Source organism: Frankia sp. BMG5.23, from assembly GCF_000685765.2.
Classification (GTDB): Bacteria; Actinomycetota; Actinomycetes; order Frankiales; family Frankiaceae; genus Frankia; species Frankia casuarinae.
Genome location: NZ_JDWE01000058.1, coordinates 1 through 20,989, shown reverse-complemented (window position 1 = coordinate 20,989; position 20,989 = coordinate 1). Strand labels below are relative to the sequence as shown.

Below are 20,989 nucleotides of genomic sequence, written 5' to 3'. Positions count from 1 at the left end.
GTCACCCGTACCAGCAGGTCTTCCACCAGAATGGGCAGTTCCACCACCGGTTCCCCGGCCCGGGCATGCGCCCACCGGTGCGCCCGGTCGAACTCCGCCCGCGGAAANCTGGTGATCAGTACGCCGTCGCCGTCCAGGACCAGCAACGGCCACCCCCCGGTCACAGGACCACCACCGGATCATCCGGCCGGTGCAGCACCAACGCCGGCACCACCAGCCACTCCCCATACCCATGGGCACAGGCATGCCGGTCCGCGTCCCGGGGGGTGGCGAAGTAGCCGACCACCCCGTCCACGTCCCGGTCCGGCCCGTCGACCACCGCCACCACCCACACCGTGGCCGCCTCACGCCCACCCGTGCCGGCCAGGATCCGTGACCATGCCTCCGACCAGCCCGACCCCGTCCCATCCCCGACGCAGGCCTGCTCACCCATCACCGGCCCCCGCCCCGGCAGCCGGGGGAACCGGCAACGCCGCTAACCGGGCGAACCCGAACTCACCGCGACCCACCCCGGCCAGGAACACCGCCCACTCCCCGGCTTCGAACAGCAACCCCGCCCCCGCCGGGATCCGGCCGTGCCGCACCGCTACCCCCGGGGCATCCAGCAGCCCGAGCACGCCGACCGGCACCGCGGCCACCTCCACCGCCCCCAGGCCGGCCCGCGCCGTCCGCCACCAGGCCAGACGATCCCGGCCCCGCACCGGCACCTCACACTCCAACCGGGCAAAATGCTCGTCCTCCCACCGGCCCACGGCCAGGACCCCCCTCCGACGTGATCGCGACACGGTGGTCGCTGTCTTCATAGACGGGCAGTCCCCATTTGCCGATGACACAGGATCGCCAGGTCATAGGTTCTCCGGACAGTAGGAGTGATGAAAAGGCACCCCGAGGCCGGGAAACAGAGAACCGATTCCCTATCTCAACCAGCCCCGGAGGCCATGCGAAGAACCTAACGCCAACCGGCAATCGGAACGAGTCGCGTAACGCAGTAGTTCACCTGACACGCCACGTCCAACTACCACGCCCCGTGGTAGTTGGACGATCTACTGGACCTGCATGAAGTCGGCAAGCTCGCGTAGCTCCGAACTCAGCCTTCGCTTCCGGGAAAGCAGAACCGTACTCAGGACGTCCTTACCCTTGCGCTGGTGTCGCAGCCATTCCGGCGCGGTACGAAGCAGCAGCGTCAGCACACCGACCGCATCCCCGAAGTCACGAAGCGCTGCATGCGCAGCGGCCACATCGAGTAGATGACGGTTGTAGTTGTCCGACCGCCGCCGCTTCCCTGCGCCGTCGCGGACATCCTCCGCTATGCGCAGCACCCCACGCGGATCATCAGCGATGATCAGCGCCTCAGCCCGCTTCATCCGCACGACATTCGGATTGAACGTCGTGAAATACTGATGGTGCCGGCCAGTAATCCCCGACCCGGTGATCCTGGACGCGGCAACCTCGGCAAGCGACAAAAAGTCATCCGACGCATCGACTCGATTGTTCCGCACCGCCGCCGCCGAACCACGCAGCAACAACCATCCCCACGCCGACAGCTCCGCATCACTCGCCACCGACAGGCGCGGCTCCACCCGCGACGCCGTCTCGCGAGCAAGCCGCTCCGCGTCATCGAACCGCCCCTGACGCACAAACAGCCAGGACTGTGAGATAGCACCCGCCGCAGCCGTCAGCCGATCCCCGGAATCGAGAGCATCCCGCATCGCGTCACGAATCGCCGCATAGGCAAGATCGTATTGACGTACCTGAGTCAGAAACCAGCCCGCGACCTGGAAAATCTCCGCCCGCAGCCGCGCCGCCTCCCGACGATCACCCTCATTCTCCGCACCATCGACAAGCCCGTGACTTTCCTCGATCATCACCGGCAGCATCGCAGCCACAGCGCCGAAGTCGTCGGACTGGTAGACCCTGATCGCGTTTGACAGCGCATCTCGAAGCCGAGACTGCGACTCCTGTGCCGATCCACCTACCGGTGACCGCGAAACGCCGACGAGGCCGACAGCAGGCGTGAGAACCTGGCGTAGCGGCAGCAGATTCAGCTTCTCGTCTTCCGTTGCATCAGTCACTGGCCCAGGTGAACGTGCCCCGAACAGCGACGACGTCTCCGTATCCAGCGCACGGGCCAACGTGCGCAGCGTCTCGATCCGCGCGCTTCCACCCTGCTCGATCTTCCGCACCGTCGACACGCTCAACCCAGCCTCGTCGGCCAACCCCTCTTGAGAGAAGCCACGCCGCAGCCGGAGAGCCCGAAGACGAGCGCCCGGATCGTCCACCACTCCGCACCCCTCCCCGAACGTGCCCGTAATCAGGGTACGTGCACCTACAGCGCAACTCACCGACCTGCACAAACAGACCATACAAAGATCGTCGCCAATGTTCTCTTCCTTCTTTTTCAAGGGCGGCCTTCGGCCGCCGCGTGTGACCTGGCGCACGCGCCGCGCGTCGCCGTGCGTGCCGCGCCTACGGGATCGCCGCACCCGGCCGGGGTCCCGCCTCCCTCCGGTCGGCACCCCGGCCGGAGCGTCGCCCCGTGGGCGCGTCGGCCCGTCGGCGCGTCGGAGCGTCAGACCCCCCGCCAGAGGGTCCGTGACGATCGGCGGTGAGAGTGCCGCTGGTCCGCGCCGGTGCTCCAGGAGCCGCGCGACGTCCGCGAGGACGGTGCCGCTGCTGGTTGTTGGGGCTCCGCCCCAAACCCCGGCCCTCACTCTGGAGGAGGGGGAGGGGCCGCGTACGTCCGCTGATCGCCTCCGCCGCCCGGACCCCCGAGGGGCTACGCCGGAACCTCCCAGCCGGGCAAGGGACGCGCCGCACCCAGCATGGTACGGGCCGTCGGCGCCCTTGCCCGGCCGGAAGAACCCGACGTAGGGCGCAGCCGCCCGACCGACGGAGGAGATCAGCTCAGCCCGGGGTCCGTGAAAGATCAAAAACCGGGTCGGGTGGCGTTGCAGCCACCCGACCCGATCCTGATCATTTCTTAGGTGAACAGCGAGTCGACGAGAGCGCAGCCCACCGGATCGCCCGTATCCACGCCGTCACATACTGCAAGGACGCGGATCCCCGTGCGGCGCAGCATGCCCAGTACCGCCATCCGCCCCGCTTCAGTGGTGGCCAACCGGTCGTAGGCGCCGGAGTGGACGAGCCGGACGACCGCCGCCCACTCATGCAGCCTGTCAGCGGTCTGGTAGACCGTCCCACCGGCCTGCCAGGCCCGTGCCGAGCATGCCGCAGCGAACACCGCTCGCTGATCATCCCGCTCGGTCACGCTGACGTCCTGACGAACGAAGTTCAACGCCCGCGCCAGCCCCGGCATCACGCATCCTCGCCGGATGCGCGGCAAGCCGACACGCCGTCCGACGCCTCAAGCAGACCGAACCACATCGCATCAAGGACCGCGAGGCTGTTCGTACTCGTCACGACGCCGATCATCGCGGACAGGTCACGCAGCGCCGACGCCGCGGCGCGAGGTACGAGGTTCCCGGGCGGACCGGCAAGCGGACCGTCGTCCAGCTCAGCCGCCACCAATGCCAGCGCCTCACGCACCCTGACAATCAACTGATCAACGAGGTAGGCGCTCTGCCGCACCGGATCATCTGGCATAGTAAACATAGGTTCCGCTCCTGGTCTGGCAGGTTGTGGGACTCAGGCCCGGATCGGTGTTCCCGCACCGGTCGGGCCGCTTTCGTTGCTGTACCTACATCATCGCAAACTTTGTATAGGTTGTTGAAGGCCGGAAACGGCGAACGGCCGGCAACCCCAGGCGAGGTCACCGGCCGCCGCACGGTCGCGGGTCTTGCGTTACTCGCTCTTTGTGATCTCTCGCTCGTCTTCCGATCGGTTGCCGTGCCAGATGGACGCATACGTAGCCTGTACCGCCAGATCGGCCCACCAGGTAGCCGCCTCACGATCCGTGCTCATAGCGTCGACACAGACCCGCATGCCGCCCGGAAACACGAGTACCGGCCGACGGACCTGGAAACCCGGTATGACCGGCGGCATCTCGACTGCCGGAGGTTCCGCCGGATGCGCCATCAGCACCACACTAAGATCCGAACGCATGCTGTCCGGCAGCCGAGACTCACCATCTGAGATCATGGGCATAGGTCACGTTCCCTTCCAGGAGGGTGCGAGATCAAGGCCCTGGCGGAGAGGGTAGGAGCTCACCGCCAGGGCCGCCTATTGGGGCACCCCAAGAGTAGCGAGATGCTTGGGGTGCCCCAATAGGCTGTAGCCCATGGGCGAGAACGACCTGTGGACGACGGGCGATATTGGACGACGCCTCGGCATCACGGCCGAGCGTGCCCGCCAGCTTTCCCACCGCCCAGACTTCCCCGCACCGCATATCGATCAAGGTACGGTCCGTCTCTGGCAACCCGCCGACGTCGAGACATGGATCACGCAGTACCGACCGGCAGCCGCCAAGAACCAGCCGCAGCCCTAGACCCCAGCCATGCCGAGTCGTTGCACTTAAGGAAGTGATCTAGGTCACATCTTTCGGTGTACCTCGCGAAGTTAGTGCGCGCCGATGTCGAGGAACTGGGTGACGCCCATCCGGGCGAGCATCGCCACGGCACGGCGCAGGAACGCCCTGTTCTCCTGGGCGGTGATCCGCAGGTTCGGGAACGCGGCCAGCGCCCTGTCCGCGGCTTCACGGTCCGCCGGGAAGTGGGTCTTCCCGCCCAGGTAGTAGTCGTACATCCGCGCCGGGTGGGCCTGGTCGGTGTTCAGATCCACGGGCTCGACGAATCCGACGTCGCCGAGGCCGTTGACGAGGGCCTGGAGGGAGGGGCTGCCGGTCGCGTCGGGGTCGGGCGGTAGTGGGGGCATGACGTGCCGCTCCTCGTCAGCAGGGGATGGCGGCGCGGGCTGCGAATGGGGCCCGCCCGGTGCGCGGTGTGGGTGGCGGGGTCGCCGCGCCGCGGGTGCCGGCCGAGGGCTGGGTCGGGGAGACGGGCACCAGGCCGGCGGAGGACAGGGCCGGGGTGTCGTGCCAGGTATCGAGGGCTCGGAGACGGTCGGCGACGCGGCGCAGCGTCTCCTCGTCCGTCCGGAACACGACCGGCCGGGCGGGCTCCGGGTAGGCGGTGGGTACGCGGCCGGCCAGCGGCGCCTCGTGCGGGGAAGGCTCGATCACGACGGTGCCGCCAGCGATCCGCGCCCAGGCCACCGTTCCTCCGGACGGCGTGGCATAAGCCCCCCAGTTCTCGGCGAGGGCGTCGACGAGAAGCAGGCCGCGACCGTGCTCGTCGTCGGCCGTGGGCTGCTGGCGCTGGGGCTGACCGGTGGTGCCGTTGTTCCAGATTTCGATCAGGACGTGGTCGAGGGCGGCGCTGAGTCGGATCGCGATGTCATCGCCGGTTCCGGCCGTGATGGCGTTGGCGCTGAGCTCGGTGACGGCCAGGGCGGCAGCCTCGATAGTGCCGGGCGGGACCTGCCAGGCAGTCAGCACCAGCACGGCGTCCCGACGCAGGCGCGGCACCGAGGCCGCCGTCGCGGGGACACGGGCGGCGACCGGGCGCACAGCCTTCGAGGGCAGGTCACTCGGCATCGTTCTCCTTCCTCTCCATCTGGTGGTGGACCGCCCGGCCCGGGGCATCGGGGAAAGACGGTGCAGGCCCCGGGTCGGGCGGCCGTTCAAGGGCTCCGCGACCGTGCGCGGGGCGGAGGGCCTAGCGGTGGTGGTGTTCGGGGCGGCGGGCTCGCAGGATCACGGTGTTCGGGGCGGCGGACTCTTCGACGACCGTGATCTCGACGTCTGCGAACCCGGCGGCGGTGAGCAGGTCCCGCCAGCCGTCGGGCGTGTGATCGAAACGGATCACCGGCGCGGTTCCGCCGTCCGAGAGTCGCACCGTGTATCGGCTGCCGACGTCTGTGCCGGAGCCGAGCGGCGCGGAAGCCGCGAGCAGCCCACCGAGCCGGAGCGCCTGGCAGATCAGTGCGAGCAGTGGTGCGGTCGGGTAGAGGCCCAGCGCGCCGTAGGTGCTGAAGATCGTGTCCGCTTTCGCGCAGCTGGCCAGGTAGCGGGCCGCGTCGACGTGGTGGAACAGCGGCTCCGGCCAGCGGGCCCGGGCACGGAGGATCTGGCTGCGCGCCGGGTCCAGGCCCACACCGCGGGCGCCCCGTTCGACGAGGTGGGCGAGGTTGTCGCCGGCGCCGCAACCCAGCTCGATGACCCGCCGCCCGGCCACCTCGCCAAGAAGCTCGGCTCCAGGGTCCGCGTCGCCGTCGCAAGTCCGTGTCCACCGGAACCGGTGTCGCGCCGGCCGGGTGTTCAACCCATCGGCGGCGATCTTGGCTCGGCCGTGCCGGTCCCATGAGGGCACGTTCACGGCGAGGGCATAGTCACCCCCAGGAACAGCGCCGCCTCGTTCAAATGCCGCCGGACGACGCTCTCGACAAAGGGGTCCTGTGACGGGTCGTTGATCCATGTGGTCGCCTGCTCCAGGTACCAGCTGATGATCCAGAGGCGGTGCCAGCCCATCGCCCACGCCGCGGCCGGCAGCCCGGCCCGTGGGGTCGCGGCCTCGGGCGTGCCGCCGGCGCGGATGTAGGACTGGATGAGGCGTTGCAGGGCGGTCAGATCGGCGGGGCCGGTGGTTCCCTGCCAGGAGGCGAGATCGAGCAGGCCCGGGCCGACGAAGGCCCGCGCCCAGTCGAGCAGCCGCCACCCTGATAGGCCGATGTGCACGCTCGTCGGATGGAACTCCGAATGGCACAGCCCGAACGGGGGGGTCTCGGCGCCGTCAGCCAGGTCGAAGGCGACGCCGGCGAGACGTTCGAGGAGCTTGTCGAGACCGGCCGCGTCGACCCACCGGCCACGGGCACGCAGCACGTCCAAGCTCGCCCGTGCCCGACCGGGGAGAGCGGCCAGGGCGGCGCGGTCGAGGGTCGTAAGCCCTGCCGGAGGTGTCCCCGCGTGGACCGTCACGGCGGCCGCGGCTCCGTCCGCCTCCGTCGCGTCGCGCACCGGCTCGCCGAGATCCTCCAGGAGCATCCCGAGGTCATGCTCACGGCGGACCTCCGCCAGGATCCGCGGAATTGGGAGACCCTGCGCCTGCAGATGCTGCAGGACGTCGGCTTCACCGGTGAACGGCTCCCGCGCATGCTTGAAGATCGCGGTCCCGCCCCCGGGGATACTCACCCGCTCGACCGACGAGAGCACCCACGCACGGATCGAGGTCCGCGCAGGCAGGCCCGTCGCCGCCATCTCCACCATGAGAGCGGCCAGCAACGGTTCGGACTCATCCATCACCATCGACGACCCTTCACTCCGGCGAACGAGTAGACGCCGCCACCTGGGAGGCTCAGCAGGCCCGGCTGAATGCCGGGCATGGCTGGCCCTCGTTCCAACGGAGGCGCGACAGGGCGTCCTCGCGAAGAGGATGCGCACCACCTGCGAGCAATCTCGTACTCACTGGTGCCGCTTCCGTCGCATCCATGACACACTCGGCGCAAGTTCCTGCACAGGCCGCAACAGGCAGGGGCGCTGACTGCCCCCAGCGGGGGCATCGACGGCGTGGCGTGACGACGGGGAGGTGGGCGCCGTGCCTGCCGAGGGAGAGCCGGACGGCGCACTCGCCGAGCTGTCCAACCTGCTGCGCCAGCTCATCGCGAGCAAGGGGACCAACAACAGCGAGCTGTCTCGGCAGATCGGTTACCGACGTCAGCAGATCGCCGAAGCCGTCAACGGCCACAACGTCCCTTCGGAGGGCCTTGCTCAGGCGCTCGACAGGGCGTTGGACGCCGGCGGCCGGGTCACCGCCCTACGCGAGCAGGCTGATAGGGAGCGAAAGGCGCGCAGATTCGGCCTTCTCCCGCCGCGCGCCGACCCCGATCTGATCGTGGATCCCCGCGAGGTCCAGCCGGTGTTGGCGCTCGGCGACGAGGCCGACATCATGGGGTGGAACCCGCCGGCCTCATCGGTGGCCGCGGGTCGTGTCGTCATCGTCGACTCGGATCCGCCTTCGGCCACCGCTGGCGCGGCCCGGCCGGCCCGGATCGCTCCCCAGGTCGTGGCAGGGAGGAACGATCTCCATGCGGTGTACGAAGCAGGCCCGTCCGCGCTGTCCGAAGGCGGCGTGGAGATGAAGGCGCGGAAGGCCGCCGAGCACGCCTCCGAAGCCGCGGCCCGCGCTCTCCCGGACCTGAAGATCGACCAGCTAGACGAGGATCTTCGGTATCTGGCGACGAACTACGGCGCGGTCACGCTTCCCGACGCCTATCAGCAGGCGCAGGCGCTGCTGGAAGCCGCGCAGAGGTCGCTCGAACGGACGCAGGCGCCCCGCCAGCTCGCACGCCTCTACCTGCTCGCCGGGGAGGCTGCGGCGCTCTGCGGCTCCGCGTGCTTCGACCTGGCACTGTTGCGGCCCGCCGCGCAGTTCGCCCGCACCGCTGCGCTCTACGGGCAGACGATCGAGTTCGGCCCGTTGCAGGCGTTCGCTCGCGGCACCCTGGCCTACGTCGCCTACTGGCAGGGCCGCCCGGCCGAGGGCCTACGCCATGCCCTGGCCGCGGCGGAGGCGCCGGGCGTCGGCACGGTGGGACGCCGCCGGATCGCCGTCATCGCCGCCCGCGCCTGGGGGCATCTGGGCGACGCGGCCAACGCGCGGGCAGCGATGGCCGAGGCGGAAGCGCTCGACGATCCGTCGGAGCACGATGACCTGCACGACGTCGACGGCGAATTCGGCATGAGCATCGAGCGGGCGCTCATGAGCAACGCCTCGACAGCCCTTCTCCTCGGCGACGCCGTAGCCGCCGGCACCTATGCCCAGGCCGCCCTGGACCGGTACACGGACCTCCCCGGCGAGCAACGTCCACCGATGATCGTCGCGCAGGCTCAAGCCGACCTGGCGAACGCTCGCCTCGTCCAGCGCGACGCCGACGGGGCCGCCGCCGCGCTCGACGCGGTCCTGGCGCTCCCGGTCTCCTGGCGTGGCAATGGGCTGGTGCAGCGAGTGAAATCCGTCCGCCTACGGCTCCTTACGCCGGACCTCGCTCAGGCAGGGGCGCTGCGGGGCTACGGTGACGCGATCGAGGACTGGGCGGCGATGGCGCCCGCACCGGCCGACCTCAGCCGCCCTGCCGCGCCGACGGCGGAGAGCTGAGCTCTTCCCGCGGCGTCGGCAGCCGGGACGAGCGCAGCACCTCCGCCTCGGCCTCGGGGGAGATCCCGTGCTCGCGCCACCGAGGATGCTCCACCGGACGACCGCCAGCCTGCATCCACAGCCAGGTGTCGCGCACGGTCTCACGGATCGGCCGCGTCGACAGGCCCGCGGCTCGCGCCGCTGACGAGTCGACAGCCCACACACCAGCGCTCGTGCGCCACAGCGGCAGCTCCGTCCACTGCCGCACACCGGCGCTCAGGAGTAGCTCGTCGGCGACCCACTCGACGACGCCCTGCCGGCCGGTCACCTCGACGCAGGCGTCCAGGAGGTCGCCGAAGGTCTCGTCGCCCGGCGCGGTGACGTTGTAGTTACCGCTTTGCCCGGCGGCGGCCAGGTCGAGGGCGAACATCGCCAGATCGCGGACGTCGACCGGCTGAATACGGCGAGCCGGATCGCCCGGGCCCAGGATGATGCCGCCGCGGGCAGCCCGGCTGAGCCACCACGGCAGGCGTCCGACATATTCGCCCGGCCCCAGGATGACGCCCGGCCGTAAGACCACGGACCTGCGGTCCCCGAAGGTCTCACGGACCGCCTTCTCCGCGCCGGCCTTCTGCCGCCCGTAGTACCAGTCCGGGCCCGTCCAGTCCGCTGGGAGACGGCCGAAGTCGGCGTCGGCGTCGGCAGGGGCGTCCAGCAGCTCCGAGCTTTCGTCGAGCGGCTCGTTTGGCCAATCCCGGTACACGTTGACCGTCGACACGAAGACGTAGGCACCGGCCACCGGTTCGAGCAGCGTGGCCGAGGTGAGAACGTCCCGCGGCGCGATGTCCGTGGCCGACGTGTCGATAACGACATCCCAGGGGCCGCGTTTCGCGAGAGCGGCGAGGTCAGCCGGGCTCGTCCGGTCCCCGGTGACAGCGACCGCGCCCGCCGGCGCCGCGCCCGACCGGCCGCGCGTGAAGACGGTCAGCTCCCAGCCGCGCGCCAGGATCTCGCCCGCTGCCGCCCGACCGAGAAACCAGGTACCGCCGAGCAGCAGAACACGCATATCCAGATGCTGCCTGCCGGATCACGCCGTCCGCCATGCCTTTGCGTTTCCGGTGGGCCTCGTCACGCTTACCGCGCCGCCGCTGCGGCCAGGGGTGCCTGCCCCTGGCAGTTGCAGTCTTCCCAGGCGCTCGCGGGGCCGGTGTCCTGACGCGAGAGCGGTCCGCGGCTCGGCATCAGTTTGGAGTCGCTCGGGGACCTCGCCTTTGCCCACCAGCGTGCCGACGCCGTCGGCCGGTGAGCCGACCACGAGCACCCAGGAGGGGAGCGAAATGCCTCGGCGACCGCCATCCGTCCGCGCACGAGGGCTCGGCGCTGAACTCCGGGATCTGCGCGTCGCGCGCAACCTGACCAGCCGCGCCGTCGCAGAGAGACTGGGCTGGTCGGCCAGCACGCTTAGCCGGCTGGAGAACGGGCTGCGCGGAATCAGCGTCGAAGACGTCGCCTCGCTGCTCGTCGTTTACAAAGTCACAGGCCCCGGCCGTGAACGGCTCCTCGAACAGGCCCGCGAGGCTGACCGGCCCGACTGGTGGGCGTCCGGCGGGCCCGGACTGCCCCCGGGCCTCACCGCGCTGATCGGGTTCGAGTCCCAGGCGAACCGAATCACGAACGTCGAGATGCTGTTGGTCCCCGGGCTGCTCCAGACCCCGGACTACATCCGCGGGGTCATGGCCAGCGCGGGCCTTACTCCCCACGACGCAGAGGGTCGGGTCGCGGCGCGGCTCGGGCGGCAGGCCATCCTGAGCCGTTCTGATCCGCCCGTGCTACAGGTGCTGCTCGACGAGGGCGTACTACGCCGTCCCGTCGGTGGAGCGGCGGTGTTGGCCGCCCAGCTGCGCTACCTGATCGCTGTCGCGGCACGACCATCGATAACGCTGCGGGTTCTGCCCGTCGACCTCGGCGCCCATCCCGGCACGACCGGGTCGTTCGTGCTCTTCGAGTTCGACCGGGCGCGCCCCGTCGTGCATCTGGAACACCGCGGCGCGGGCACGTTCGTGGACGAGGTCGCCGACACCGCGCCGTTCGCCGCGGCGCGCGATGCTCTCGCGTCCCTGGCACTAAGCCCCGCAGCGTCGTGCGCCGTCATAGCTGACCTTGCCGAAGAGCTCGAGAGAAGGCGATGACGACATGGCGCCCCTGACCGCTGACGGCTCGCGCTTGGTGTGGGTGAAGTCGACGCACAGCGGCGACAAGACCCAATGCGTCGAGGTGGCGGCCCTTCCCGACGGCGGCCGTGCTGTCCGGGACAGCAAGGACCCTGACGGCGCTGCCCTGTTCTTCAGCGATGCTGAGTGGCGAGCGTTCGTCGCGGGCGTGCGCGACGGCGAGTTCGATCACTAGCCGTAGGCTCCCGCGACGATCTTCCACTTCTCAAGCGGATCTTCCACTGGCCGGCAACTGGAAGCCGATCGGGGTAGACGTGGGCCGCCTCGCGGCGCTCGGAGCAGGCTGACGGTGGATTCGCCGGGCATACGGAGCCCACGACGCGCGCTGCGGCGGGGGCGGTCGTGGGTCGGTGGTCGTCGAGGCGCTGGCCGACAACCGGACGGAGCCAGCCGTCGTACGCCGGCGCGTTGGTAGCGGCGAGAGTCAGGCTCATCGCGACCGGCTTCTTGTGAGGAGGACGTAACGGTGCACGAGGTTCCACTTCCACCTGCCGGCTGGCAGGCGGACCTTCTGCCGATGCTGGAGGATCTTGCCCGCCGGGATCCTCGGGTCCGGGACGTTCACGTTCACGGTTCGGCGGCCGGTCCGGCCCGAGATCTGGACTGCTGGTCTGATCTGGACCTCGTGGTGGTGACCGACGACCCGCGGCGCGTCGCTCACGGAGTCGTCGAACGCCTTCTCCGCGAGATGCCGCCGCTGTTCGCCTGCGACGAGAACGAGGCCTCGACCAAGCACGTGACGCGCCTGGTCTTCCGCGACCTACGACGGCTGGACATCACCGTCAGGACGCCCGCCAGCGACCAGCCGCAAGGCCAGACGGCCACCTCACCGCCGTCCGAGGGCGACCCTATGGAGACATTGGTCAACCGCTATCGGTTCGACGCGGTCCTGGCCGCGGTCAAGGCAGCCCGCGGAGACATGCTCATCGGTGCTCACCTCACGCTCCAGCTGGCCAGGCACGTCCTCGTCGCCGCGATGCTGCTGCGCGACCGCGACGCCGGCACCAACCACCATCGTCACGGCGACGCGAAGTGGGACACCTGGGCCCAGCGAGCCGCAGGCGTTCCGGCGCCCTACACGGTGACCGGCATCACCGTGGCCATCCGCTCGTACACCCACATGCTCGACGAGCTGGTTGGCCAGTGGGACCAAGCACTGACTGGTGGTCACGAACCACTCCTGGCCATGCTCACCCATGTCGATTGCACCGCCCGAGGCCCGGACCTCGAAATCACCGGTGCCTGATCAGGTCCTACGTCCACGATCACGCCACGCCGAGCCGACGCCAGAACTGCCACCCGAACCTGGTAAATCAGCACTGCGCCTACTGACATACAGCCAGGGAAGCCGCTGACAGCTCGACACCGATTGGAAGATCACAGGGAACCTACTGCACGTATCTGGGGCACGCGGCGAGCGTCCGAGGCTCATCGGCTAGTCGTATGGGCCCAGAAAGCGTTCGCCGTTGAAGTGGATCAGATGGGTTGAGTCCTCGGCGCACCAAACCTCGGTCTCCCAGGCGATCTGATGAAGGTATTTCTTCATCTCGCGTCGATCGGGAAAGCAGGAGACGTAGACCAGGCCGGGTGTGGCGTCCGCGAACAGCGAGGCAAGTTCTCTGTGGCGCTTGGCGTCGACCGGTCCGTGAGACGACGCGGCCTCCATCAGAACGAGCCAGTCTCGACCCGGCAGGTAGACCACCAGGTCAGGCATCTTGCCGTGCTCGTCAACAGCGACGCCGAGGGCAGCGAGCCGGTCGGCTTCAAAGTATGCCCACTTGGCGTCGGCGTCACCGACGTATAACACTTCGCCGCCGGGAGTGAACCGCGGGCAGAACTCCTCTACCATCTGCTTGATCAGAACGTTCTGCCCGCCAGGAGAGAGCGTAAAAGGCTCGCCATGCGGGAGCGTCACGGGGATGCGGTTCATCTCTCTGGCAGCCGCATACTGCGCTTTCAGCCCTGGCACAGTCGCGAGGTAGTCCGTGACGGCGTCGTCAAACTCTGGCGTGTCATACTTCTGGATCACGGCAAGCGCTTGCGGCGTGACCTGGTAGTTCCATTTCGGCGAGTTGATCGGCCGGTCTGGCTGGTCTGGGTTCTGCTGCACCAGCAGGGCAGCGGCGAACTGGTGGAGAGTGAACCGCCGGATGGTCTCACGTGTGTTGGCAGCGTAGTTCCGGCCGTACTCGTCACGCATCCAGTCCATGATGGCGCGCGTTCCGAGCATCGGGTCGGCGGCAGTTGACCACGGCTCGTCCGGGCGGAGGCGAAGTAGAGCCAGGAGAGTGAGGGCGGATCGTTCGTTGGACCGCTCCGCATCCATACCGAGAGCTTCGAGGACGCGGCTCGCCTCTTCGATCTTGTTGGTGCTCATGCGGCGGCCCCAGCTGGGCTCAACGCCTGCGCCACGATGACGTCGATATCGTCTTGCGGCGGGAGCGCCTCCGGAGCAAGGTGCCCCATGTGTCGGAGTGACCAGCTGTCGGGAAATCGCATGGCCCGGAGGTCGGTGGCGTTGACCTGGGTGTGGCCGGAGAAGGTTCGGAAGAACTTGTCGACCAGCGAGGAGTTGAGCCACATCGAGAGGCCGAAAGCGAGGTCGCGGTCGAGCCCCCCGCCCTTGATGTGAAAGACGTTGACGTGATTCTCGAACGCGACAGGGCCCGGGACGCTCTCGGGGGACCATACGGCAGCCACGATGCGGCGCCGCTCCTCCTTGGATGAGAACCGCTTCACGACGCAGTACCAGCCCTCGGGAACGAGCATGCGCTCGTCCTTCTCAGTGATCGGCGCAAACCACTGGGCCTTGCGAATGTCCCGCGGCCACGAGATGAGACCGTCGCGCACGTTGCCTGGGTAAACGAGCGGTACGCCACGGTCGACGTGGCTGTGGTGGAGGCACTCAAGTGATCGGAAGTCGACTACCCTGCCGGTAGATATGGTCACACCGAGCGATGCAAGGGTGTGTGGTAGCGACATCATCCGTTCGGCTATGGCGGTGTCCTCGTCGTTGGTGGCGATGCGGACGAACCTCTGAGGGTCGTCAGGATGCACGACGTCGGCATATGCCACTTCTCGATGCTGCGCGTCATCCTCGTGACCATCACTGGCCGACAGGAGGACGGTCTCTCGATCACCGTTCTTGGTGCCGGATATGATCACGTTCTCCTGTAGCACGCCGGTGTCCGCGAAGACGGTTGACCGGGACGCGAATACGTGCACCCGGTCGAGCGCGATCTGGTTGAGTAGATATGAGCGGAAGGTCCCGAAGTAGGGCCCATTAGCGAACGACCGCGGCGTGATCGCGACCAGCTGTCCGCCGTCGCGGAGTGCTCGCGCCGCGAGTGCGAGGAAGGCGGCGTAGAGATTCGGTGCGTCCGCTCCGGCCTCCCGGACGGCTGTGCGGGAGGCCGAGGAGGCGGCCAGCTTTGCGTAGGGGGGGTTCTGAATCACCAGGTCGAACCCGGCAAGTCGCTCATCCGCATCAAGTCCGGTCGAGGCCGCGATGAAGTCGGCCTGAACCAGCTCGACCGTCACCCGCCCATCGCCTGCGATCTTGCACGCTTCGAGGGTGTTCGAGAGCTGAGGCACCACGCCCTCGTCGCACTCGACGGCGACCACGTGAACCGCCAGGTTCGGCCGCTCAGCCAGCACCCGAGCGACGAGCGCGGCCGACAGCATCCCCGACCCTGCGCCGGGATCTAGGATCTTGATGCTGCCTTCATCGGGAAGCCGCGGCATGCTCGCGATCAGTGACGCTGCCCGAGCTGGGGTGAAGAACTGACCAAGCGTCTCCTGCGTCTTGGGGTCGAGGACCGCCAAGGCCGACACCCGATTGCGTTCCGCGAGGTCGAGGAGGTCGCTCTGCATGATGCTCATCCTGCCGTACGCGGCATGCGGGGCCACCGCGACCAGCCATGGTCACAAGATGCGCCCATGCCGTGGTCTCGAAGGCTGGACCAACACTCTCTGTCCCACGGTAGCGGAGCGGCGGCGTGAGCGACGGACGCAGAGAAGCACCGCTGACGGGCCCACGGACCGTGCGCAGGCCGCGCCGACGCGGGGCGACGGCGCTGGCGCCTGAGCCTGTCGCGGGAAGGTTCGGGCAGCCATGAACACGACCACGAACACGGACCACTGGCAGCCGCATGCCCGCGCGCTAGCCGATATCGCCACCCACCCCGGCTCCCGCTGGTACCCAGTCGTCGCCGCGGTCCCCCGCCACCACTTCGTGCCGGCATGGTGGGAACGGGACGGCGCCGGGTGGCGACTGCACCACGGCCCGCTCGCCGATGCCTACGCGGACCGGTCGCTCGTGACCCGGGTCGGGCCGGCCCACGCGGACCACAGCGGCCCGGACGCCGGGGCGCCCGTCGGCCGGCCGACGTCGTCATCGACACAGCCATCGCTGCTGCTCTCGATGTACCAGCACGCCCAGCTCGCCGACGGTCTCGACATCGCCGACGTCGGCACCGGCTCGGGCTACGGCACCGCGCTGCTCGCCACCCGCTACGGGGAGCGGCACGTGACCACGATCGACGTCGACTCCTACCTTGTCGACACAGCGGCCAGCAGGCTCGCCGCGATCGGCCTCCAGCCGGCGGCGGAGACAGTCGACGCGACGGGGCAGCTACCGGGCAGCTACGACCGGCTCGTGTCGACGGTCTCGGTCCGGTGGATCCCCCCGTCCTGGCTCGCCGCATTGCGCCCGACTGGCCGGTTCGTGACCACCATCCACGGCACCTGGATAGTCCTCACCGCCTGGAAGAACCCGGACGGGGAGGTCCGCGGCCGGGTCGCCAGAGACTGGGCCGGTTTCATGGCCACCCGTAGCGGCCCCGACTATCCGCCGCCCTGGGCCGACTTCGACGAGCTCGCAAACCGCGAAGGTGAACATGTCGGCCCCGGCCGGTACCCAGTCCTGAACGTCGCGGACGCCTGGGAGCTGTCGACCATGCTCGCGCTCGCCGCCGGCGTCGACGTCACCCACCACTACCTGCGGCCCGACCCCGACGGGCAGCACACTGCGCTGCTGGCCCATCCCGACGGGTCATGGGCCAGAGCCACCGCCGTCGGCGCCAACCGGCCGCTCGTCCACCAGGGCGGCCCGCGCAGGCTGTGGGACCTCCTCGATCGGGTCCGCGACGACTGGCTACGCCTCGGCATGGCCCCGTGGATCGGCGCGAACGCTCTGATCCTGCCCGACGGCGCGATCATCCTCGCTCGAGGCACCTGGCGCGCGACGATCCGCGCGGCAGATCCACCGGGACATGACATCTGACCCGCGGGCACCGGTCGGGCGCGGGCCGCATGCCGAGCGTTCCCGACTTGTCGGGACAAGCAGGTAGGCGCTGTCGGACCGGGCGTCTACGGTGGCGATCATCACCCATCGCGGACAAAGGGCCTTTCCTATGCGCTATCTCGACACCGCTGTCGGCGGGCCTGATCACACCGTCGAGCAGTGGCTGCTCGCCGAGCTCGACCAGGCGCAAGTCTTCGCCGCGCGGACCGGCTACCTGACCGGGCACGGCCTGAAGCTGATCGAGCCGCAACTGGCAGCGCTACTGGAGCGGGGTGGGGAGGCCCACCTGGTCACCGGTGCCCGGGAGGACCAGGTCACGGCTGGCGACCTCGCCGCCTTCACCCGGTTGTTCGAGCCGCACGGCACACGGGCGACGCTGGTACTCGTCGACGACGACCGGGCGATGATGCACGCCAAGAGCTACTACGTCCGCCGGACCGACGGCACGCAGACGGCGCTGGTGGGGTCGGCGAACCTGACCCTTTCCGGGCTACGCGGCAACCACGAGTCCGCGATCGTGCTGGACACCCGGGTCACGCCGGACGCTCCCTGCGGGGAGGTGCTCGCCGCGATCCGGGCGTGGGCAGACACCGACCGGCCGGCCCGGCGGATCACCGAGACGACTCTCGACCAGGTCGTGCTCAACGCACCGCGGGTCGCGCGGGCCACGACCCGGGTCACCGGCACGCCGAAGCTGCCACCAGCCCAGCCGCTTGGCGACCTGATCAATCCCGCCCTTGAGGAGATCGAGGCCATCGAAGCCCGCGACGGCACGCTGATCGGCGTCCCGACCGGCTTTGCGGATCTCGACGAGCTGACGAACGGCCTGCATCCCGGGCAGGTCATCGTCATCGGCGGCCGGCCGGCCCTGGGGAAGTCGATGCTGTGTCTCGACATTGCCCGCTCGGCTTCCATCAAGCACCGGCCCGACCGGCACGATCACGGTCGCCTTCCAAGGGAACTACAGCCGCTTCGTCGACATGAAATGAAAGCGGCGATGGCGGTTCGTCGCGGTTTGGGCAACCTGTCCGGGTGCGAACCGGTCGGGAGCCGGAGTTGGGGTGGGCACCACGTTGGTGCATGTCGCCGTGAATGACTTGGCGGAGTGCTGCCGGTGCTGGAGTTCCCCCCGGGCATCGAGCCTCGGGCGATGCGCCGGATATGGCGGTGGCGCCACGGCGGGCTCTGAGCTGGGCAGTGCCTCGGTGATGCGGCCGCAGAGTGGGTGAGCTGCACAGCGCGGCGCTGCAAGGGCAAGAGGCCGCTGGGGGACCATCGGAGTCCTATCCTCTCGGCTGGTACTCGGGCCGCATGTCTTCGAGCTTGATCGCCGCAAGGATGGCCGGCGTGGCGCAAGCCCGGCAGTAGGTGCGACTCGTTTGGCTGCCTGGGCCGGACAGCACCCAGTAGGTAGGAACCGTATGGGTCTGGAAGCCGTTTTGGAGACGATTCTCGGGGTCGCACCCGGGCCAGGTGCCAAGGATGAGCGAAGGGTTGTGACGAATCACGTAAGCCACGTGAGTCTCCGTCTCGTTTCCTGTGACCTACTCGCCTGTCCACTCGGGGTCGATCAGGATCGGCGGCGCCTTCGTCAGGCCGTACTTGGCGTACCAGCCGACAGTCCAGCGCAGAATCGCGCGCCGGTTGAGTCGCCACTCGTCGCACAGGTCGGTCAGCACCTCGGCGCAGAAATCCTCGCGGAGGTCCGCCAGGGTCTCGTCGGGCCGCGAGCCCACGAACGCGATGGTCTCGATATCGACGTCGAGCGCGTCGGCGAGCACCGCCGCCGCCGTATGGCTGGTGCCGTGGCCGTTGTAGCCCCAGCCGAAGTCACACTCCTCGGGCGGGGACAGCAGGCGCAGCACCTCGGTCTTCTCGCGCGCTGTGGGACCGCTCGCCGGCACTTCGACGAGCACTCGGCTCGGGTGCCACTCGTCTGAGTCCTCAGCGAGTGCGCCTCGTCGCGCCCAGCGTCCGGTCACACGGGAGACGGTCGGCCTTGCGGCGCGCCCTTGAAGGCCGTGGTAGGTCCGTTCCTGGTAGCCCATCTCCACCCCCGCGCGTCGACGGGATCACACAGTAGCGGACTGCCTGCGTCATGTATCCAAATTCGGACAGTTGAGCGCCAATCGTGACGGCTCGTCCCGCCTCGCACCCAACGCGCCGTCCGATCCGTTGGCTGGCTTCTGTGGCCTTGACGCACGGTTAACCGCCTCTGCGCCATCGTCGAAGCGATTGTCGAGGCGTGCGCCGGCACGGACGGATCGGTGACTTGACACGACTGATCACGCCTACGGACGTAAGCGGAGGGCCGAACCGGCTGACGGGTGGACGACTGGTCGCCAGCATCGAGGGATGGCCTGGATCGTGCTCGATGTCGTGGTCGCCCTTATCGCCGCTGTTGCTTTGACCTACGCGCACCTGGGGCTCCGCGCGGCGCGTCAAGCAGTCGCCTCACGAGAGCATGCGCCGAGGGTCCGCGGTTCGGCGGCGCCGCTGCACGCAGAAATTCTGGACGCGGTCGCGCTTCTCGACGGCCTGGCCGCCGCGCTCGACAACGCCGCCGCGCGGTCCCCTGGCGGCGACCGGTTTGCTCGTGAGCATGCGCTGCGGGTTCGTCAGATCCGCGACCGCCTGTGGCCCGAGAGCCGGCCGAGACCCGATGACTACGGTGCCGCGGACGAGTGGGCCTCTGCGCTGGGACGTACATTCCGAGTTGGAGCCACGACCCCGCCGCCAGCATCTTGATCGACTGGCGTGCGGGGAGCAAGTTAGGCGTAGAAGTCCGACTTCTCCGTTTCGTCCGACTTGTCGGAACGCGGAGCCCGAGGTCGATCGTTCCGACCGTGCACGGTCAGAACGCGGCTGGAGGCCGGGGATGGGTGAGCGGGCGACGGGTCGGTGGCGGCGCCATGCGGCGCAGGTCCGCACCGACAAGGCCAGCGCGAGGATGACGCCAGACGAGCGGGAAAAGCTGGAGGCGGCGGCTGCCCGAGTCGGGCTGCGTCTCGGTGGCTACCTCGTCGAGGCGGGCCTGCGCCTGGCGGACCAGGCCGACCCGGCGCCGGTGGTGGTGCCGATGCCGGCGGTGGTGGGTGTGGATCGGGCGCTGCTGGAGGCGTGGGTGGATGCCAGCGTCCTGCTGCGTCAGTACGGGAACCTCGTCAACCAGTCGGTCAAGCTGTGGCATCGCAGTCGGGGCGGTCCGATGCCGGCGGGTCTGGCGGAGGCGGTCGAGCTGACGAATGTCGTGGCCCGCCGGGTCGATGTCCTGGTCGCCGAGTACCGCCGCCGGTGATCGCGAAGGTGCAGCGCGGCCGTGGGGCCGGCCGGCTGCTGCGGTACCTGTTCGGCCCGGGCCAGGCCAACGAGCACACCGATCCGCATGTGGTCGCCAGCTACGCCGGCGGCCCGGAGTCCTCCGCGTTCCTCGAACCGCCCACCCGCCCAAACGGCCGACGTGACGTCTCCGAGCTCGGCGAACGGCTGACCGATCTGGACCTGCTCACCGGCAGCCGCAAACAAGCCAAGCCGGTCTGGCATGTCTCGGTCCGTGCTGCCCCCGAAGACCGCCGTCTTACCGGCGACGAGTGGTCGCAGATCGCCACCGACATGGTGACCCGCGCTGGGCTCGTCGACGAGCTCGGTACCGGCTGCCGCTGGGTGGCCGTGCGGCACGCCGACGACCACATCCACATCGCCGCGTTCCTCGTCGGCCTCGACGGGCGAGCCGTCGCGGCCCGCGGCGACTACTACCGGGTCGGCGAGGCCTGCCGCGCCGCCGAGGCCCGCTACGGCCTGCGCACCACCGCGCCACGCAACCGGACCGGCGACCGGCAGCCGACCCGCGCGGAGGCCGAGAAAGCCGCCCGCGCCGGCTCGGCCATACCCGCCCGCGTCACGCTGCGCCGCTCGGTCGAGGCCGCGGCGACCAGCGCGGCCGGCGAGGGGGAGTTCTTCGCCGCGCTGCGCAAGGCCGGGGTGGAGGTCCGGCTGCGGTACAGCAGCGTTGACCCCAAGACCGTCACCGGCTACGCGGTCGCCCTGCCCGGCGATCTCACCGCCGAAGGCAAGCCGGTCTGGTACGGCGGCGGCCGGCTCGCGCAGCACCTCACCCTTCCCCAGCTACGCGCCCGCTGGGCCGAAACCCCCGGCGCCCCGGACCCGGGCGGCCCGGAGCCGGCGGCCATCAGGCAGCTGGGCGTGGCGTTCCCGGGCCGCGCCCAGCGGCGCGCGCTCGCTGCCGCGGCGAAGGCTGCGACCGACGCCACCGACAGCCCGCCCGACCCGGCGGCTGCGGGCGCCCTGGCGCTCGCCGCCGCCCACGACCTGACCGCCGCGGCCGCCTTCACGATGACGACCCCGAC

21 protein-coding genes and 3 pseudogenes are annotated in these 20,989 nt (G+C 69.4%); 11 read left to right on the top strand and 13 right to left on the bottom strand.

Annotation, left to right across the window (positions count from 1 at the left end; genetic code table 11):
- Positions 1–160 precede the first annotated feature (160 nt).
- The 5 genes from BMG523DRAFT_RS18740 to BMG523DRAFT_RS18720 form a co-directional block, all read right to left on the bottom strand.
- A complete protein-coding gene (locus BMG523DRAFT_RS18740) occupies positions 161–433 on the bottom strand; it encodes a hypothetical protein (RefSeq protein WP_043591795.1) in 273 nt (90 codons plus the stop codon).
- Complete coding sequence (locus BMG523DRAFT_RS18735; RefSeq protein WP_023841973.1) at positions 426–752, bottom strand: DUF397 domain-containing protein; 327 nt, start codon at positions 750–752, stop codon at positions 426–428. The genes BMG523DRAFT_RS18740 and BMG523DRAFT_RS18735 overlap by 8 nt, the downstream gene beginning before the upstream one ends.
- A 291-nt stretch (positions 753–1,043) precedes the next feature.
- Positions 1,044–2,282: a helix-turn-helix domain-containing protein gene (locus BMG523DRAFT_RS18730; protein WP_023841974.1), complete on the bottom strand. Its 1,239-nt coding sequence runs from the start codon at positions 2,280–2,282 to the stop codon at positions 1,044–1,046.
- Positions 2,283–2,980: 698 nt separating this feature from the next.
- Positions 2,981–3,316, bottom strand: coding sequence for a hypothetical protein (locus BMG523DRAFT_RS18725; RefSeq protein ID WP_023841975.1), 336 nt, complete (start codon positions 3,314–3,316; stop codon positions 2,981–2,983).
- Positions 3,316–3,612, bottom strand: a complete 297-nt coding sequence (locus BMG523DRAFT_RS18720) for a hypothetical protein (RefSeq protein WP_023841976.1) — start codon at positions 3,610–3,612, stop codon at positions 3,316–3,318. The genes BMG523DRAFT_RS18725 and BMG523DRAFT_RS18720 overlap by 1 nt, the downstream gene beginning before the upstream one ends.
- A gap of 625 nt (positions 3,613–4,237) precedes the next feature.
- Between BMG523DRAFT_RS18720 and BMG523DRAFT_RS18710 the strand changes: the two genes are divergently transcribed.
- Positions 4,238–4,444, top strand: coding sequence for a hypothetical protein (locus BMG523DRAFT_RS18710; RefSeq protein WP_023841978.1), 207 nt, complete (start codon positions 4,238–4,240; stop codon positions 4,442–4,444).
- Positions 4,445–4,524: 80 nt separating this feature from the next.
- On the opposite strand, the pseudogene BMG523DRAFT_RS18705 reads toward BMG523DRAFT_RS18710, so the two are convergent.
- The 4 genes and pseudogenes from BMG523DRAFT_RS18705 to BMG523DRAFT_RS18690 form a co-directional block, all read right to left on the bottom strand.
- Positions 4,525–4,737: pseudogene (locus BMG523DRAFT_RS18705) on the bottom strand (SAM-dependent methyltransferase); the annotation flags it as partial.
- Positions 4,738–4,846: 109 nt separating this feature from the next.
- Positions 4,847–5,551: an ATP-binding protein gene (locus BMG523DRAFT_RS18700; protein WP_023841980.1), complete on the bottom strand. Its 705-nt coding sequence runs from the start codon at positions 5,549–5,551 to the stop codon at positions 4,847–4,849.
- A gap of 121 nt (positions 5,552–5,672) precedes the next feature.
- Positions 5,673–6,332 carry a bifunctional 2-polyprenyl-6-hydroxyphenol methylase/3-demethylubiquinol 3-O-methyltransferase UbiG gene (locus BMG523DRAFT_RS18695; RefSeq protein WP_043591794.1) on the bottom strand — a complete coding sequence of 220 codons (660 nt, stop codon included), beginning with the start codon at positions 6,330–6,332 and terminating at the stop codon, positions 5,673–5,675.
- Positions 6,329–7,258: a phosphotransferase family protein gene (locus BMG523DRAFT_RS18690; protein ID WP_023841982.1), complete on the bottom strand. Its 930-nt coding sequence runs from the start codon at positions 7,256–7,258 to the stop codon at positions 6,329–6,331. The genes BMG523DRAFT_RS18695 and BMG523DRAFT_RS18690 overlap by 4 nt, the downstream gene beginning before the upstream one ends.
- Positions 7,259–7,547: 289 nt before the next feature.
- Here BMG523DRAFT_RS18690 and BMG523DRAFT_RS18685 point away from each other — a divergent pair, with 289 nt between their 5' ends.
- Entirely contained in the window at positions 7,548–9,107 is a 1,560-nt protein-coding gene (locus tag BMG523DRAFT_RS18685) for a helix-turn-helix transcriptional regulator (RefSeq protein WP_134351158.1), read from the top strand.
- Here BMG523DRAFT_RS18685 and BMG523DRAFT_RS18680 read toward each other — a convergent pair.
- Positions 9,073–10,152, bottom strand: a complete 1,080-nt coding sequence (locus tag BMG523DRAFT_RS18680) for an NAD-dependent epimerase/dehydratase family protein (protein WP_083494874.1) — start codon at positions 10,150–10,152, stop codon at positions 9,073–9,075. The genes BMG523DRAFT_RS18685 and BMG523DRAFT_RS18680 overlap by 35 nt on opposite strands.
- 271 nt (positions 10,153–10,423) lie before the next feature.
- Here BMG523DRAFT_RS18680 and BMG523DRAFT_RS18675 point away from each other — a divergent pair, with 271 nt between their 5' ends.
- The 3 genes from BMG523DRAFT_RS18675 (at position 10,424) to BMG523DRAFT_RS18665 (ending at position 12,563) form a co-directional block, all read left to right on the top strand.
- On the top strand, positions 10,424–11,275 hold the full coding sequence (locus tag BMG523DRAFT_RS18675) for a helix-turn-helix transcriptional regulator (protein WP_023841985.1): 852 nt from the start codon (positions 10,424–10,426) through the stop codon (positions 11,273–11,275).
- A gap of 4 nt (positions 11,276–11,279) precedes the next feature.
- Entirely contained in the window at positions 11,280–11,492 is a 213-nt protein-coding gene (locus BMG523DRAFT_RS18670; RefSeq protein WP_023841986.1) for a DUF397 domain-containing protein, read from the top strand.
- A gap of 291 nt (positions 11,493–11,783) precedes the next feature.
- Positions 11,784–12,563 (top strand): aminoglycoside 6-adenylyltransferase, encoded by a 780-nt coding sequence (locus BMG523DRAFT_RS18665; protein ID WP_023841987.1) that lies wholly within the window; start codon positions 11,784–11,786, stop codon positions 12,561–12,563.
- Positions 12,564–12,752: 189 nt separating this feature from the next.
- On the opposite strand, the gene BMG523DRAFT_RS18660 is transcribed toward BMG523DRAFT_RS18665, so the two are convergent.
- Both BMG523DRAFT_RS18660 and BMG523DRAFT_RS18655 read right to left on the bottom strand, forming a co-directional pair.
- Positions 12,753–13,694: a BsuBI/PstI family type II restriction endonuclease gene (locus tag BMG523DRAFT_RS18660; RefSeq protein ID WP_043591793.1), complete on the bottom strand. Its 942-nt coding sequence runs from the start codon at positions 13,692–13,694 to the stop codon at positions 12,753–12,755.
- Complete coding sequence (locus BMG523DRAFT_RS18655) at positions 13,691–15,190, bottom strand: Eco57I restriction-modification methylase domain-containing protein (RefSeq protein ID WP_051623946.1); 1,500 nt, start codon at positions 15,188–15,190, stop codon at positions 13,691–13,693. Before BMG523DRAFT_RS18655 ends, BMG523DRAFT_RS18660 begins: the two co-directional genes overlap by 4 nt.
- A gap of 241 nt (positions 15,191–15,431) precedes the next feature.
- Between BMG523DRAFT_RS18655 and BMG523DRAFT_RS18650 the strand changes: the two genes are divergently transcribed.
- The 3 genes and pseudogenes from BMG523DRAFT_RS18650 to BMG523DRAFT_RS26670 all read left to right on the top strand — a co-directional run.
- A complete protein-coding gene (locus tag BMG523DRAFT_RS18650; protein WP_023841991.1) occupies positions 15,432–16,601 on the top strand; it encodes a methyltransferase domain-containing protein in 1,170 nt (389 codons plus the stop codon).
- A gap of 130 nt (positions 16,602–16,731) precedes the next feature.
- Positions 16,732–17,142 (top strand): annotated as a pseudogene (locus BMG523DRAFT_RS26675) (phospholipase D-like domain-containing protein); the annotation flags it as partial.
- Positions 17,143–17,331: 189 nt separating this feature from the next.
- Positions 17,332–17,544 (top strand): annotated as a pseudogene (locus tag BMG523DRAFT_RS26670) (DnaB-like helicase C-terminal domain-containing protein); the annotation flags it as partial.
- 622 nt (positions 17,545–18,166) lie between these two features.
- Here BMG523DRAFT_RS26670 and BMG523DRAFT_RS18640 read toward each other — a convergent pair.
- Positions 18,167–18,487, bottom strand: a complete 321-nt coding sequence (locus tag BMG523DRAFT_RS18640; RefSeq protein WP_139341565.1) for a DUF6166 domain-containing protein — start codon at positions 18,485–18,487, stop codon at positions 18,167–18,169.
- A gap of 490 nt (positions 18,488–18,977) precedes the next feature.
- On the opposite strand from BMG523DRAFT_RS18640, the gene BMG523DRAFT_RS18635 reads away from it, so the two are divergent.
- The 3 genes from BMG523DRAFT_RS18635 to BMG523DRAFT_RS18625 form a co-directional block, all read left to right on the top strand.
- Positions 18,978–19,370, top strand: a complete 393-nt coding sequence (locus tag BMG523DRAFT_RS18635; RefSeq protein ID WP_043591791.1) for a hypothetical protein — start codon at positions 18,978–18,980, stop codon at positions 19,368–19,370.
- Positions 19,371–19,500: 130 nt separating this feature from the next.
- Positions 19,501–19,920: a hypothetical protein gene (locus tag BMG523DRAFT_RS18630; protein WP_023841996.1), complete on the top strand. Its 420-nt coding sequence runs from the start codon at positions 19,501–19,503 to the stop codon at positions 19,918–19,920.
- A partial coding sequence (locus tag BMG523DRAFT_RS18625) for a hypothetical protein (protein WP_051623943.1) occupies positions 19,917–20,989 on the top strand: 1,073 nt, incomplete at its 3' end. The genes BMG523DRAFT_RS18630 and BMG523DRAFT_RS18625, both read left to right, overlap by 4 nt.

Coding starts and splice junctions, on each gene's coding strand:
- BMG523DRAFT_RS18740 (WP_043591795.1), bottom strand. CDS start 433: ATGGGTGAGCAGGCCTGCGTCGGGGATGGGACGGGGTCGGGCTGGTCG.
- BMG523DRAFT_RS18725 (WP_023841975.1), bottom strand. CDS start 3,316: ATGCCGGGGCTGGCGCGGGCGTTGAACTTCGTTCGTCAGGACGTCAGC.
- BMG523DRAFT_RS18720 (WP_023841976.1), bottom strand. CDS start 3,612: ATGTTTACTATGCCAGATGATCCGGTGCGGCAGAGCGCCTACCTCGTT.
- BMG523DRAFT_RS18710 (WP_023841978.1), top strand. CDS start 4,238: ATGGGCGAGAACGACCTGTGGACGACGGGCGATATTGGACGACGCCTC.
- BMG523DRAFT_RS18700 (WP_023841980.1), bottom strand. CDS start 5,551: ATGCCGAGTGACCTGCCCTCGAAGGCTGTGCGCCCGGTCGCCGCCCGT.
- BMG523DRAFT_RS18690 (WP_023841982.1), bottom strand. CDS start 7,258: ATGGTGATGGATGAGTCCGAACCGTTGCTGGCCGCTCTCATGGTGGAG.
- BMG523DRAFT_RS18680 (WP_083494874.1), bottom strand. CDS start 10,152: ATGCGTGTTCTGCTGCTCGGCGGTACCTGGTTTCTCGGTCGGGCGGCA.
- BMG523DRAFT_RS18675 (WP_023841985.1), top strand. CDS start 10,424: ATGCCTCGGCGACCGCCATCCGTCCGCGCACGAGGGCTCGGCGCTGAA.
- BMG523DRAFT_RS18670 (WP_023841986.1), top strand. CDS start 11,280: ATGGCGCCCCTGACCGCTGACGGCTCGCGCTTGGTGTGGGTGAAGTCG.
- BMG523DRAFT_RS18660 (WP_043591793.1), bottom strand. CDS start 13,694: ATGAGCACCAACAAGATCGAAGAGGCGAGCCGCGTCCTCGAAGCTCTC.
- BMG523DRAFT_RS18655 (WP_051623946.1), bottom strand. CDS start 15,190: ATGCAGAGCGACCTCCTCGACCTCGCGGAACGCAATCGGGTGTCGGCC.
- BMG523DRAFT_RS18650 (WP_023841991.1), top strand. CDS start 15,432: ATGAACACGACCACGAACACGGACCACTGGCAGCCGCATGCCCGCGCG.
- BMG523DRAFT_RS18635 (WP_043591791.1), top strand. CDS start 18,978: ATGGCCTGGATCGTGCTCGATGTCGTGGTCGCCCTTATCGCCGCTGTT.
- BMG523DRAFT_RS18630 (WP_023841996.1), top strand. CDS start 19,501: ATGGGTGAGCGGGCGACGGGTCGGTGGCGGCGCCATGCGGCGCAGGTC.